The organism is Salipiger sp. IMCC34102 (assembly GCF_004145405.1).
Classification (GTDB): domain Bacteria; phylum Pseudomonadota; class Alphaproteobacteria; order Rhodobacterales; family Rhodobacteraceae; genus Loktanella.
On the sequence record NZ_SELQ01000003.1, the window covers coordinates 18,987 to 32,801 of the forward strand.

The 13,815-nt window shown below is 65.1% G+C and carries 8 protein-coding genes; 2 read left to right on the top strand and 6 right to left on the bottom strand.

The window, feature by feature from the left end; all coding sequences use genetic code 11:
• Positions 1–369 precede the first annotated feature (369 nt).
• The gene (locus EU805_RS07805) at positions 370–2,697 is read right to left on the bottom strand and encodes a hypothetical protein (RefSeq protein WP_129763415.1); all 2,328 of its coding nucleotides are present in this window, start codon (positions 2,695–2,697) and stop codon (positions 370–372) included.
• 120 nt (positions 2,698–2,817) lie between these two features.
• A complete protein-coding gene (locus tag EU805_RS07810; protein WP_129763416.1) occupies positions 2,818–7,119 on the bottom strand; it encodes a hypothetical protein in 4,302 nt (1,433 codons plus the stop codon).
• A gap of 462 nt (positions 7,120–7,581) precedes the next feature.
• Between EU805_RS07810 and EU805_RS17660 the strand changes: the two genes are divergently transcribed.
• Positions 7,582–8,319 (top strand): response regulator transcription factor, encoded by a 738-nt coding sequence (locus EU805_RS17660; protein WP_242494094.1) that lies wholly within the window; start codon positions 7,582–7,584, stop codon positions 8,317–8,319.
• Positions 8,312–8,812 carry a hypothetical protein gene (locus tag EU805_RS07820; protein WP_129763417.1) on the top strand — a complete coding sequence of 167 codons (501 nt, stop codon included), beginning with the start codon at positions 8,312–8,314 and terminating at the stop codon, positions 8,810–8,812. Before EU805_RS17660 ends, EU805_RS07820 begins: the two co-directional genes overlap by 8 nt.
• A gap of 458 nt (positions 8,813–9,270) precedes the next feature.
• On the opposite strand, the gene EU805_RS07825 is transcribed toward EU805_RS07820, so the two are convergent.
• The 4 genes from EU805_RS07825 to EU805_RS07840 form a co-directional block, all read right to left on the bottom strand.
• On the bottom strand, positions 9,271–11,406 hold the full coding sequence (locus tag EU805_RS07825) for a TonB-dependent siderophore receptor (RefSeq protein ID WP_129763418.1): 2,136 nt from the start codon (positions 11,404–11,406) through the stop codon (positions 9,271–9,273).
• 72 nt (positions 11,407–11,478) lie between these two features.
• Positions 11,479–12,378 (bottom strand): AraC family transcriptional regulator, encoded by a 900-nt coding sequence (locus EU805_RS07830; protein WP_129763419.1) that lies wholly within the window; start codon positions 12,376–12,378, stop codon positions 11,479–11,481.
• Positions 12,379–12,385: 7 nt separating this feature from the next.
• Positions 12,386–13,432: an energy transducer TonB gene (locus EU805_RS07835; protein ID WP_129763420.1), complete on the bottom strand. Its 1,047-nt coding sequence runs from the start codon at positions 13,430–13,432 to the stop codon at positions 12,386–12,388.
• The gene (locus tag EU805_RS07840) at positions 13,429–13,815 is read right to left on the bottom strand and encodes a biopolymer transporter ExbD (protein ID WP_129763421.1); all 387 of its coding nucleotides are present in this window, start codon (positions 13,813–13,815) and stop codon (positions 13,429–13,431) included. The genes EU805_RS07835 and EU805_RS07840 overlap by 4 nt, the downstream gene beginning before the upstream one ends.

Genomic DNA, 13,815 nt, shown 5'->3' on the forward strand with positions numbered 1-13,815 from the left:
AGCCTTGGCCATGTTTTCGGTCACGGATCGGGGGGGGCTTTCAGCCTTTGCCTGCACGGAGGGCATGCCGCGCCCGGTCTTCAGGCCGACATTTGCGCTGGCGGTGCGCAGTTTGCTCGGCAGCACGAAGGTATCTTCGGGTCCACATGTGGCGGCACAGGGAACCGGCGGAAACCAGCTTTGCCTCGCTTCGGCACGGCCACGCGTCTCTCCGCCAGCCCTGTTGATCCGGCTGTCGGCGCTCAGGAACATGGGCAGATCTCGGTTTCCGGCAGGCCGGCCCGGGCGTGGGGAGGATTTCACCTTGCCGTCAGGATGATCTTTCACGGTTTCTCCAGTTCTCGAAGGTCGGCGGTCGGGTGTTCCTGGTCATGCCAGTACCGACTGCATGATATCCGCGGACCCCGGCATGTCGGCCATGTGGCCCTCGGTGGGTAGCGAAAGAGTGTCTGCAAGCTCTTCGCCCAGAAGATCGTCGGCAAGGAAGGCCACGGCCTCGTTCGCGAGTTGCGAGATCTTCGCCCCCGACGGGACCGCTTCGGTGTCGAGAAGCTCGGCCTGGTGGATCAACGCATCGGAGTAGGTCTCTCCCTGGGCCATGATCGTGCTGTCGACCCCGATATCGCGGATCGCAGCCACGTTCGCGAGCATGTTCGACCCGGTGACGATCTCGGCCTGCGCCTGCAGGGCATCGGCGAATTCGTCGCGCGCCAGATGGACCTGATCGGCGTCACCCAGGATATTGACCTGGTCCACGACGTTGACGGTCGTGAAGTCACCATCGATATAAAGCACCCGCAAAAGCTCTGTCCCGTGAAAGAGCTCGTCCTGCGCGATCGCATCGGACATGGCCGCGTCCGCTTCTGCGAGACCGGCCAGCGCGTCCCGAAACGCCTGGGTCATCTCGGCGTCGGTGACGGCTCCGATGCGTTCGATAATGGCCTCGTTGTAGAGCAGGTTGTCCGAGGTCGAGAATGCCGGTGTCGCGGCATCCGTCTCAGCAATGTTCGCCGCCTCGGCGGGGTGATCATCAGGTGAGGCAGGTGCGGAGGTTTCGATGCCGGAAAGGCCCTCCCTGACGGTCGCCGTGCCCTCGGTCGCGATGGCCCGGTCCGATACCACCGGGGCAGTCGCCTCCTGTGCGGGGACAGTTGCAACCTGGTTCGCAGGCCCCGGCGCAGCACCTGCGTCGTGGTCGTTCGAAACGGGCTCTGTCTGCAACGCGACACCGGAAAATTCGTCTTGTCCAAGGACGATATCGCTGTCGAACAGAACGTTGGTCTGGGAGATCAGGTTCACGTCGATCAGGTCGCCGTTCGCGACGATCAGGTCGTACTGAAATCCCAGTTCGAAGGCTTCGAAACTATTGGAAAGGCCGTTTTCCCCCATGCCGAGAAACAGCCCGGATCCCCCCAGCGTAATGCTCGCTTGATCGAAGTCGGTGGTGAAATTGTGCTGCTGGACCCAGTTCAGCTGCGTCACGGGTCCGTCGAGCCGCGCGATCACCCAGTTGGAGGGAAGAGTGCTCGCGACATCGCTTCCTTCCGGGCTCGGCAAATTTGCCGAGCGTCCTGCTATTCCGATCGTTGCGACGTTCAGATCGTCCGAGTCCCCAACTGTCTCGGTCGGCGATCGAAGCGTCGACGATACTTGATCGTGTTCGACCAGAAGATTGACCTGGCTGATCCCGTCGAAACGGATCACGTCGCCCGCGACCACGATTGCGGGGGCGTCCAGCCAGTTCGATGTCACGCTTGCGGTGTTGATGAGGGTGTTCGCCCCCGTGACGATCAGGTTGCCATCCTCGGCCCGGCTGTCGTCATTGTCCGGCGCGGTGGCCGGTCCGAAATCGGAACGGGCCTTTGCAACCTCCGTCTCGGCCTTACGATCCTGCAGGTAACGCGGTAGCAAGGCGTCGAAATCGGGCTTCTCGGTAACGAGGTCTCCGTTTGCAAGCAGGACGTTCTTTGCCTGCGCGCCCGACATGACGGTCTCGGAGAGCGTGTGGCCGACATCCTCTTGCACCTGTTCGGCAGCCTGCACGATCCGGGGCAGGACCTGCATCCAGTCGGCCGTGGCGGGATCCAGGTCCGCCGGAATCGGGGAAAGCGTCGTCGCCGTTTCGGCGAGGCCATCCAGCGCGGCGTGCAGCGCCGCGACAGATTGCATGTCGGCGAACGCGGGAGAGCCGAAGACATCGTCGTCGTTAAACGTATTGTACTGCACGGTGAGCGTCGCCAAGCTCGATGCGGCGGGAAGAGAATGGACCACGCTCGGAGGGGCGGGATTCGGCACCACGGGATCCGGTACCGCGGGATCCGGTACCGCGGGATCCTTGGTCGGATCGAGTGGGGGGGCCACGGATACCGGCTCGATGCGCGCTTCGACCGGCTCTGAAACCGTCAGTTCGGACAAGTTCGCCGATCCGAAAATCGGATCGAATGCAATCGAATGATCGACTTCGACCGGCATCAGGCTGACCGGGAAGACGATATAGTCGAGTTCGGCGTCGAACCCGTCCAGCTTGTAGTCGTGCTTGTGGAAAATTCCCGGGGTCTCGAGCAGTTGCATCTCGCGTTCCGCGATCTGAGCAGCCCGGAAAGTGTCGTAATCGAGGCGCGCCCTGATCTGGTCCGTCAGCAATTCGAAGGAGCCGATGAAATGCGCGATCTTTTCTGAAAGGGCGTCGAGGGGCATCTGAAGCGACCGTTCGGGAAAAGAAAAAACATCTAGTTCAAGGGGTCGGCCGGTGCCGGATGGGCAGAGGCCGGGTATCCAGGGCCGGACGGACCGGCCCCGGATGTTGGTGCTTACGCTTTAGGTGTCGCTGTCGTCGCCGACGTAGTTGGAGCTGAACGAGCCCCCGACGACATTCATGTCGACGGTGTTGCCCAGTACGTTGGCACCCATGATGATGTCCTGGTTGAAAGCAGAGACATCGACGGCTGCCGCGGCGGAGGCGTAGGATTCGCCGGTCACGTAACCGTCGTCTCCGTTGCCCGAGCCCCAGGATCCGGCATTCCCGCCGGCCCCGCCGTCGCCGCCGCTGGCCGTGCCGCCATTGGCACCGTCGACGGCACCGCCATTGGCGTCACCGCCCATGGAAGCCCCGCCGGCGGCGGCCCCGGACGCACCGGAGATCGCGCTGGCCATGCCGCTTCCGCCACCCATGGCGTCCACGGTCACGTCACCCGAAGCGCCGGCCTCGGCCATCGCATCCGCCGAAGAGCCTGCCTCGCCGCCGGCACCGGTCGAGATATCGGTGTCGTTGTCGGTCATGCTCTCGTTCAGCGCTTCGGCTGCAAGATCCGACAAGCCGCCGAAGCCGCCCATCCCATCTGCCGAGCCGTCGGCGTCGCCGTCGCTGTTCGACGCGTTGGACGATCCGGTGTCGCCACCGGAGCCGCCTGTGGCGTCGGCATCGGCGGAGCCGTCCGAACCGGTGTCCGAGGTCGTCGAGGCCTCGTTGCCGTTGGCACTGCCCTCGGTCATCGAGGACGCTTCGCCGCTGGCATCGGCATCCTGCTCCGCGGTGGCCATGGAAGCCCCCCCGTCGCCGGTGTCGACATCCGAGCTGGCGCTGCCCGTGCCCGACGCATCGTCATCGGACATGGCACCGCCCGCGCCGCCGGCGCCGGTCGCGCCGCTGTTGCTGGCCGCGCCGTCGGCATCGTTGTCCACGGCACCGGACATCGCGGTTCCGCCGGCCCCGTCACCGCTGTCGGTATCGGCGTCCATGTCGACGTCGGAAGACGCATCGTCGTCCGTTGCGCCGTCTCCGCCATCACCGCTGGTCGACGCGGTGGAGCCGTCGGCATCGGCACGGGCGTCGTCGTCGGACGCCGCGGTTCCGTCTCCGCTGGAACCGGACATGCCGGCCGCATCGGTACGGGCCACGTTGTCTTGGCGTGCATCCCCGGCAATGCCGTTGGACGTGCCACCGTCGCCACCGTCGTTCTCTGCCACAGCCATGCCTTGCGACACCGCGTCGTTGTCGGCATCGGCAGACCCGCCGTCACCGGACGCGCTGTCCGTCTGGGCCGTCGCATCGTTGTTGGCGTCGTTGTCCGAGCTCGCGTCGCCGTCGCCGCCGTCGCCGCTCATCGCATCGGTGCCGGAATTGGCATCGATATCGTTGTACGACTGACCGGCATCGCCGTTGGTATCCCCACCCGCGCCGCTGTCGTTGTCAGCATCGGACGATCCGTCGACGCTCGCGTCATTATCGGACGCGCCGGCACCGCCGTCACCGCCGTTCGAGTCGGTCGACCCACCGGCTTGGACATTGGCATCGTCGTCGGCGACACCCTGTCCGCCGTTCCCCGAGCCGGCCGCACCGCCACTGGTCACGTCGCTGTCGCCATCGGTCCCGATACCGCCTCCGGAGGCGCTGGCATCGCCTGCATCACCGGCATCACCATCCGCGTCGGCGTAGCCGATACCGACACCGTACCCGGCCATCGCTCCGGCATCACCGGCATCGCCGCCGTCACCGGCCTCGCTGCCCGCGCCGGCATCGTCGTCGCCGACCTGGCTCTTGCTAACGAAGGAAGAGCTGCCGTCGTGATCGTCGTCGTCGCCAGCGGATCCGCCGTCGCCGCCGTCACCGCTTTGCGCCGAGGCACCCGAAGCACCCAGGCCATATCCACCGGCGCCGGCGTTGTTGTCGCCGCCGCTGCCGGAGTCGCTGTCGACATCGGTTTCGGCGTCGGTGCGCACGGTGCTATCGACGCGGCTGTCGGCGTCGCCACCGGTACCGTCTCCACCGCTGCTGTCGCTGGAGGTCGAGGACGATCCGCCGCTGGAGTCGACGTCACCGTCCGTGTCGCCGCTGGCTCCGCCGGTCGCCGCACCTTCCGCGTCGGACCAACCGACGTTGGCGGCGTTGCCGTCCGTATCGCCGCTGTCCCCAGCCGTTCCGTCGGCTTCGCTCGCGCTTTCGCCGTCGGCATCGTTGCGGGCGACCTGGTCCTGCGATCCACTGTCGCCGCCTTCCGCCTCGCTGGATCCGCCGGTGTCGCCGTCGGACATGGCATCGACGTCGCCATCGATATCACCGCCATTGCCACCGTCGGCATCGCCGTCGGAGGAGGCTTCACCGTCACGGCTTGCATCGCCCGAACCAGAACCTGCGTCGCCGGCCGCGCTGTCGGAGTCTGCCGACGAGGTGGCGTCATTCCCGGCCAAGCCCAGTGCAAGGGCATCGCCGGACTCACCACCCGCGCCGCTCGAATCGCTGTCGGTGCTCGCGTCGGAGGCGAGATCCACGTCGCCGTCGATCGCGCCGCCGTCACCGCCTGCGGCATCGCTGTCGGTTCCGGTGGTGGTGTCGGACCCCATGCCGCTGTCGACGTCGCCGCTGTCGCCACCCTCGGCCAGGGCGCCCGTCAGCGTCAGGTTCACTGCGGTGGTGTCGGACGTCTGCGACTGCGCGCCACCGTCACCCCCGTCCGCATCGCTGTCACTGTCGGTCGATGCATCGGTGTCGTTGTCGGTGTCGGCCTGGGCCATGCCGGACGCACCGCCGTCGGAGTGGACATCGGCGCCCGCCGCGGAATCACCGCCGCCCTGGGCGGCACCGCCCGTGGTGTCACCGCCGTCCGCGTCACCGGTCACGCTGCGCGCGACACTGTCGGCGTTCGAGGTGTTCTCGGTCGTTCCGGTCGACGTGTCGCCGTTCGAACCGCCGTCATCGTCGGAGCTGACATCGCCGCCCCCGTTGGAGGTCGAGCTGTCGTTATCGGCATCGACGGATCCGCCGTCGCCCGCTGCTCCGTCCGCTTCGACATCGGCGGACCCATCGGCATCCCCACCGTTCTCGGAGCTGCTGTCGCCGCCGTCGCCGCCTTCGGCCCCCGCGGCGCCGCCGACCAGGCCATTGAACGCCGCGTTACCGCTGGCATCCGCCGCGCCGGTCGCGCCGCCGTCACCGGATGCGCCGTCCGCGTCGCCCGTGTCGCCGGATGCACCACCATCGGAATCCGTGCTTCCGCTCTCGGTCTCGCCGCCGGTCGCGGCGCCACCGTCGGCATACGTATCGCCGGAGCTTTCCGCACCGTTGGAATCGACCGCGATTCCTTCGGACGCGGTGGCCGTGCCGCCCTCCGCACCGCCGTTGTTTTCGAACGTGCCCGTATTGCTGACGGTCGCTTCCTCGACGATGTCCTGATCGTCCAGCACGTTGTTCTGGTTGTTCACGACACCGGCGTCATTGCCTTCGCCGTTGAGAGAGTTGTCCAGAAAATCGCTGGCGTGGAAATCGTCCCCGAACCCGGAGTCGATGTCACCTTCCGCGACGAAGATGTGGCCAGTGGTCGAATTGGTCAGATCGAAATCGGCGAAGTCGTCGTCGTTGGGCTGATATCCGTCCATATCCATGGACATGTCGGCGCTGACATCGACGGTGACGGTCGTGTCGCTCTCGGATGATACGTCGCTCGTGATGTCGGCGTCGACACTGGTGTCAGACATCGACGAGGAATCGCTGTCGGCATCGGACTCAGCATCGCTGTCGGCGTCACTGTCTGCACCGCTGTCGGACATGCTGTCCGCATCGCTGTCGGCGTCGCTTTCGGCATCCGAGTCCGCATCGCTATCGGATGCGCTGCCCGCGTTGCTGTCGGAGCCGCCGGTGGCGTTCGCCGACCCGTCCGCGGTGGCGGCTCCGTTCCCCGTGCCGGTGCCGTCGCCGGAGCCGCTCCCGTCACTGCCGGACCCGGCATGCGAGCCGGAATTGGAACCACTCGTCGCGTCGCTGTCGGAGGAGGTCTCGTTCTCGTTGGAATTGTCGTTGTCGTTGTCGTTGTGGCTTGACGTATCGGTGACGGTTTCCGTGGAAGTGGCGGTGCTGCTTTCGAAATCGTCGTGATCGTCGGACTCGTAACCGGATCCGCCGAAAATGATGCTGTTTCTATCTTTCATGACTAATGCTTTCGTTTCAATGCCATAGCGCACCGCCAGTTCATTCAAAGCGGTCACCGATACGGCTTCTTGGATTAGATGTTCGAATCCGAAACCGGCGCGATCGCTACCGGTCGGCGGACAGATCGTCTTGCGCTGTCTGTGTGTAAGCAGCCCTCCCCCAAAGGTCCCCCAGGTTGCACACACATCGCGGCTCATTTCGCGGTTGTGACAAGATGTGTCTCAGCAGCGAAACAAGTCTTGCCGGCAGGGCGATGGTGCGACGTGGTGCACGAATATTAAGCCGCCAAGAGGCTTTGTTTCGAACCTAGCAAATGGGTTAGAGGGCGCGCCGAATCAGGCAAATAATTGCTATGCAAAAGAAACTTCCACGGTCGGTCGCCCGGGAATCAACTTCTAATTGTAATTCGGTTCTCACTCACACTAGGGGCGCAAAACTAGTAAATGTCTGATCGAAAACCAAAAACCTCCGACCCGCGACGGAGGCTGCCCGATTTCTTGACGAATGAACGAATTAACTATTTGATCGTTCGCAAGGGCACCATGAATAGACCGAATGATTAGTAACAATTCGATTGATCTTCAGATCATGTCTATAGGTCGCCCTTGAACAGACCTGCGAAGAGCCGACAATTTTCGGAGTCAGTTAGGTAAGAGAGTATGAGTTTATTTGATGACCAAGCCCATTCCGATCTCGCCGCGAAAGTTACATTCATCGGGTCGATGGCCCGGTTTTCGGACAGGATGTTATCTATCTTCCGCGAGGAATTCACCACGCACCGCTTCGAGCGGTTCAACACAGTCTCCGATTTCGAGGCGGCCGATGATCAGGCTGAGCCCGTCGAGGTGCTCATCCTCGACGATTCTCATATTGCTTCGGTCGTCAATGACCCGTCTGCCTACCTGAGCCTCGTCGAAGGCGCGCAATTGGCCATCGCCTTTCATCAGACCGCTAAAGCGATGCATTTTCTGGAGTGCCGAGGGCGTGACGCGTCTCTCAGCTCCGTCGGATTGCTGCCCTTGAACACGCAGATCGAGGTCTGGATTTCGATCATGCGGCTCTTGATGTGCCGTCAGATCTTTCTTCCTCAAGCCATCGTCCTCGGACTCGACAGCAAGGAATGCGGTACGAACGACACTGCGACGCGCGCGATGATCCTGGCGGAGCAGTCGGACTGCAACCTGACGGTGCGCGAGTGGGAAGTATTGGAGCTCGTCGCCTCCGGCCTTCAGAACAAGATGATCGCCGCCAGCTTGAAGCTGTCCGAACATACAGTGAAGCTGCATATCCACAAGGTGTTGAGGAAGTTGGGTGTCTCGAACCGGACCTTGGCGACACGCTGGTTTCACCAGGTCGCAAACGGGCCGAAGTCGATTGACGGACAGCCCCATGCCTGACGGAGCATCCGGGCCAACGCTCGACCGGGTTCTGCTGCTGATCGGGCGGATCAACTATACCTGGACGAATACAGAGAGTCTCTTGATCCACTTGATCGCGGGCCTCGCACGAACCGACAAGGAAAGCGCGGTCGTGATATATCTCTCGCTCAATACCGCGAAAGCGCGCATCGATCTGGTCGAACGTTTGTCCAAGCTGGACCGGGTGGCCAAGGAAGAACGCAGGGAGATCCTCGACCTTACCTCGCGCATGGCGCGTATCGGCGCACTCCGCAACAGGTTGAATCACAGCATCTACGCGTTCGACCCCGAGAGCGGACAGGCAAAGACGATACTGATGCGCATCTCCGACCGGCGCACCGAGGTGAAGATGGGACGCAACGACCTGATGGATGACCGTGCGATCGAAGAGATCGAGAGCAGCATCAGACGCCTGGAATCGGTCAATCGTGCAATCTGGTCATTCATCCGGACCTACGGCTATCCCGCCTGAACGCTGTTGGGTCCAGAACACGGGTGGTCTTAGCGAATTCCAAGGCCCTAGCCAGGCTATCGCATGGACTGCGGTAGGGTCGCTGACCTGCTTCCTCAGGTCCTTCATTCGAAATCAGCATCGAAACGTTGGTGCGCTGCTCCCCAACCTTGGACCGCCGGAAGCAGGATTTTTTTCCCGGCTGTCTCACGATGACGTGCTGATGATGACCTTGATCCAAGGGACGACAGGTCAAGGCAAGGGTGCGGCCGTTCGATCAAGGCGTGGCGTGTCGCAGTTTTTGACCGGTCGCGCTGGGGCCTTTCGCGCGGCGGGGCGCGCTTGTGCTCTGGCAACGCCTCGGGGCCGCCGATGCAACGGCGACCCCGGTTTGCCCACGTTCCGGAAGGTCTGCCGAGGGTGCAGGCCGCCGCCGGGGCTGGGGAGACTGGCGCGGCATGGGGCCGCGCCAGCCGTGCTCAGAACGACCGGGTCACGGCCAGGGTTGCGACACGGCCTTCGCCCTGCCAGCACGAGGACGTGCCGAAAGAGGTCTGGCAGCTGGCGGTGTAGCGTTCGTCGGCGAGGTTGGTGACGTTGAGGTCCGCCGTCCAGTCCGTGGCGAAGTCGTAGGTGACACCTGCGTCGAAAAGCGTCGCGTCGCCGATCTCCAGATCGTTGGCGTTGTCGGCGAAACTGTCGCCCAGGTACCGCGCACCGGCCCGGATCTCGAGCCCTGGCACCGAAAGCGGGCTGTAGGTCATCTGCAGCGAGCCGAAGGTCCCGATCACCGATTGCGGGATGTTGCCCTCGAAGCTCGGATCGTCCTCGAAATCCGTGATCTCCACGTCCATCGCCGTCAGCGCCGCGCGCAGACCGAACTCCTCCGAGAGATCCAGATCGGCCTCCATCTCGATCCCGCGCGAGCGAACCTCGCCCAGGGTGCGGGCATCGAAGGCACCGCCGTTGACGAAGGATTGCGAGACGTCCTCGCGCTGGATGTCGAACGCCGAGACGGTAACCAGCGAATACGCGTTGGGCTGCCACTTCACCCCGACCTCGACCTGGCGCCCGGTCTCGGGCTCGGCCTCGCGCGTCGTGGTGTCGAGCGCCTGCGGGTTGAAGTAGGTCCCGGCGGTCACATAGGGCGTGACGTTGCCCAGGTCGTAGGCCAGTGCGACACGGCCCGTGAAGGCCTCGTCGTCGCGTTCCAGATCGTCACCGATGCGGTTGTCGAACTCAGACTTCACGAAGTCGTAGCGGGCGTTGAGCGTGGCGATCCATTGACCGAAACGCAACTGGTCCTGGGCGTAGACCCCGACCTGTTCCTGGGTCCGCACGCCGTCGATGTAGGGATCTCCCAGCGCCGGCTGATCGGCGGAGTAATCGGGATTCCGCGGGTCGAGCGCCGTGCCGAAGGCGAAAGCCTGGGCCTCGTCCAGGCGGTAGCGACGCAGGTCGAGCCCGAAGAGCAGATCATGCGTGACCGCGCCGGTGACGAGCTCTCGCGTCGCGCGAAGGTCGTTCTGGGCGATCACGGCTTCGCTCTCGTGGCCGAAGACGAACCGGTTCACCCCGGCGCCCGGCTCGGGCACCTGACCAGAGGTGAAACCATTCGCGTAGAGGTAGGCTTCCGAGATGTCGGCCCGGCCCAGCCGTGCCGTGTCGGTGATGTCCCAGCCGCCCAGGGTCGTGCGATAGATGCCCGTCGCGATGGTCTGGCTGCGGTCATAGTCGTCGGTGTCCGGATCGCCCGCGTTGTAGTACTGGTCGAAGTAGCCGAAGGGCGCTTCGTATTCCGTGCCGAAGATCGGCAGGAACTGTCCGCCGACGTGGTCTTCGTCCATTTCGGTATGCGACAGATGGAAGGTCAGCCGGCTGCCGTCGGCGAAGGCCTTGGTCGCACCGCCGAACAGGACTCCTTCGAAGCCGTCGTCGAACATGCCATGTCCGTCCTGCCGGGTGAGCTTTGCGCCGAAACGGTAGGACAGGTCATCCCCGACGAGGCCGGACGCCTCGCCCGAGAGCCAGGTCCGCCCTTCGCTGTCCGTCCCCGCCGTCACCGCGCGGCCTTCCGACCCATCGGGCAGGCGCGACACGGAATTGACGATGCCGCCCGGGGAGGACGCCCCGTAGAGCATCGAGGCGGGGCCCTTCAGAACCTCGACCCGTTCAAGCAGGAAGGGATCGATGTAGAAGGTGCCGAACCCGTAGGAGAAGAGCGACAGCCCGTCGAGGAATGCGCCGGTATCGAAAGAGTTGAAGCCGCGGATGTAATACCAGTTCGTGTCGCTGTCGTAGCCGTAAAGCTGCGACTGCACCCCCGCCACGTCGCGCAGGACCTCGTCCACCTTGGCCGGATGGGTGTCCTCGAAGGTTTCGCGGCCCACGACGCTGACCGATTGCGGCACTTGCGTGATCGGTGTCGCGGTCTTGATCCCGGACAGGGTGAAGGGGGCCGCTTCCTCGCCGACCGGATCGGCGCCCCGCACCTCGAAGACGATTTCGCCCAGGTTGTATCCGGTGCCGACGGGGGCAGTCTCCTGCGCGGCCAACGGCGTGGCGAGTGCGGTCGTTCCGGCCAGCCAGGCGGCGAGCGATGCGGTTCTTGTCATTCCATACTCCTAGATAGCAGCCCGGCACGCGAACCGCCGGGGCTTGGGGCCGTTTTGTCGAGGGTGTGCGTGCTAGTCTTGACAAAAACAGTCGGGTTTTGTCGAATCCTGCTGAAAAGTGGATTTCCTCCACGCGCCGGGTGCCTGCCCGGTGGCGCTGCGAAAGGCGCGGGAGAAATGCGCCTGATCGGCAAAGCCCAGCATTCCCGCGATCTGTGCCAGGGGCAGGTCTCGATGCGCCAGGAGCGCCATGGCGGACTTGGCGCGAAGGCGCTGCAGGGTGCGGTGCGGTGTCTCGCCCCGGGTCAGGCGGTAGACGTGAGCGAACCAGCTTTCGGAAAGGCCGACCACCTCCGCCATTTCGGCGACCTTGATGGAGCGTCCGAGTTCGGCTTCGAGGAACCGGTCGAGGGCAGAAAGCTGGCGGGTCGTGAGGCCACCCGGTCGACTTGGCGATACCTCGGTGCCATCGAACATCTTGCCGACCAGGGCAAACGCCAGGGAATCGAGCGTCAGCACGTCGCGCGTGCCGCCCGCCACCTCGGCGGCGAGGAGCGACGCGATGGACCGTGCGGCGGCGTCCTCCTGCAAGCGGATCAGCCGGTCCATCGCACCGGTTCGCCCCGCGTCGGACAGTTTCGTCCCCAGCGTGAGGGGGTCGAAATACAGGTCGAGATGCCTCAAAGGTCCGGCGCCAGAGAAACGGGTCGAGACCGAAAGCTCCGCCGGGATGTAGGCGAGGCGGACGTCCTCGGCCCGGTCGGAGGGACCGGTCGACAGGTGCATCCGTGCCGGCGTGTCGTCGAGCACCACGACGATGCGCGGCAGTTGCGACATGTAGCGACCGTGCCCGCCGGGGGCGATCTCGGCCTTCCACAGGTTGGCCAGGACGCCCGGCCATTCACAGGCGACGAGCGGTGCCACCGGTCGGATGCCGTCGAGGAATACCGTCATGTTCGGGCGCAGGGTCATGGTGTCGTCAGCGCCCCGCGATGTTGATCGAGAACGTGCGCTGGGCACCGGCCGGAGGGGGCGGAAACGGCGCGGCGCGCTGGACCAGCTGAACGGCCGCTTGGTCAAGCTCTCTCGAGCCGGAGGAGCGGGCGAGGCCGACGGAGGCGAGCGCGCCCGTTGCTGCCACGGTGAAGAAAAGCACCGCCGTGCCCCGCGCCCGCACCGATGGGCGGCCGATCCGCGCGATTTGGGTCATGACCTGGCCGGGGTAGTTCGCCGCCGCGGCATTGCCGGCCTGCGAGGATTGTCGGCTCTGTCCCTGATTTCCCGACGATTGCGCCGACCGGGATCCTTGCTGGGACCCGGCCTGGGCGTTCGCGTTCGAATTGCCTCGGGCCTGCGGGGCAGGGTCCGGGGCAGGCGCCTGCGTCGTCCGGGTCGAAGGTGGGGCAGCGGCGGGCTGGCTGTGGCGACGCTCGAACTCGGCCGTGCGGGAAGGGGGGCGCTGAGTGCGCGTGACCGCGCCTGCGGCGAGTTCGGTCCCGGTGATCGTTTCCGGCTCGGGTCGCTGAACCGGCGCGGGTTCGGGCGCGATCGGAAGCGGCGTCGCGGGCGCACTGGCCTGCGGGGCAGGGGACGAGGCGACTTGTGTCGTCGGCGCGTCGGAGGCGCTGGGCACCGGGGTCGGCGCCTGCGCAGGCTGCGCGGGTTCGGACAGGACAGTGTCCGGCACCACGCGTTCGACCGTTGTCGGCGCGGGCGCCGCGCGGGCGGGCACCGGGGGATCGGCGCGCGACATCGCGGTGGGCGTGGCCGGTTCGGCCATCGAGACGGCTACCGCCCGATCCTGCGCGGCGACGGGCGTGGCGGGCGCCACGCTCTCGGCCGGTTCGGCGGTCATCACCCCTTGGGTCAAGTCGGCGAAACTGGTGCCCAGCCGGGCCTCGATGGGCGTGCCGCCGCCCTCGATCTCGACCGGCTCGGACCTGACGCCATAGGCAAGCGCGATACCGATCACCGTCGCCGAGGCGGCGCTCGCCAGTAATTTTGCAATCGTCGACGACGGGATCATTGAAGGTCCCTTTCGGTCACGACGAGCACGCGGTCCGCCCCCGCGCCGCGCAGTTCGGTCGCGATCCGGACGAGATCGACCGCCGGCAGGTCGCGGTCCGGCACGACGCGGATCGCCGCGCGCGCTCTCTCGGGCAGGCCGTCGGCGAAATCGGAGGCCGAGGCGACGGCGTCGCCGCGAAACCGCAATGTTCCGTCGGCGCGGATCACCAGCGTATCGGGCGGCGCACGGCCGTCCAGAGCGTCGGTTCGCACCAGCGTCAGCGCGGAATCGAGCGTCGGGGCGATCTGCCCGGTCACCATGAAGAAGACCAGCATCAGGAACACCACGTTGATCAAGGCGATCGTCGGCTCTCTCGTCGTGGTCTTGCGGCGGCGCAGCAT

Excerpts from the sequence above, each read along its gene's own strand:
- EU805_RS07825 (WP_129763418.1), bottom strand. The coding sequence starts at position 11,406 with ATGACAAGAACCGCATCGCTCGCCGCCTGGCTGGCCGGAACGACCGCA.
- EU805_RS07805 (WP_129763415.1), bottom strand. The coding sequence starts at position 2,697 with ATGCCCCTCGACGCCCTTTCAGAAAAGATCGCGCATTTCATCGGCTCC.
- EU805_RS07820 (WP_129763417.1), top strand. The coding sequence starts at position 8,312 with ATGCCTGACGGAGCATCCGGGCCAACGCTCGACCGGGTTCTGCTGCTG.
- EU805_RS07835 (WP_129763420.1), bottom strand. The coding sequence starts at position 13,432 with ATGATCCCGTCGTCGACGATTGCAAAATTACTGGCGAGCGCCGCCTCG.
- EU805_RS17660 (WP_242494094.1), top strand. The coding sequence starts at position 7,582 with ATGAGTTTATTTGATGACCAAGCCCATTCCGATCTCGCCGCGAAAGTT.
- EU805_RS07840 (WP_129763421.1), bottom strand. The coding sequence starts at position 13,815 with ATGCTGCGCCGCCGCAAGACCACGACGAGAGAGCCGACGATCGCCTTG.
- EU805_RS07830 (WP_129763419.1), bottom strand. The coding sequence starts at position 12,378 with ATGACCCTGCGCCCGAACATGACGGTATTCCTCGACGGCATCCGACCG.
- EU805_RS07810 (WP_129763416.1), bottom strand. The coding sequence starts at position 7,119 with ATGAGCCGCGATGTGTGTGCAACCTGGGGGACCTTTGGGGGAGGGCTG.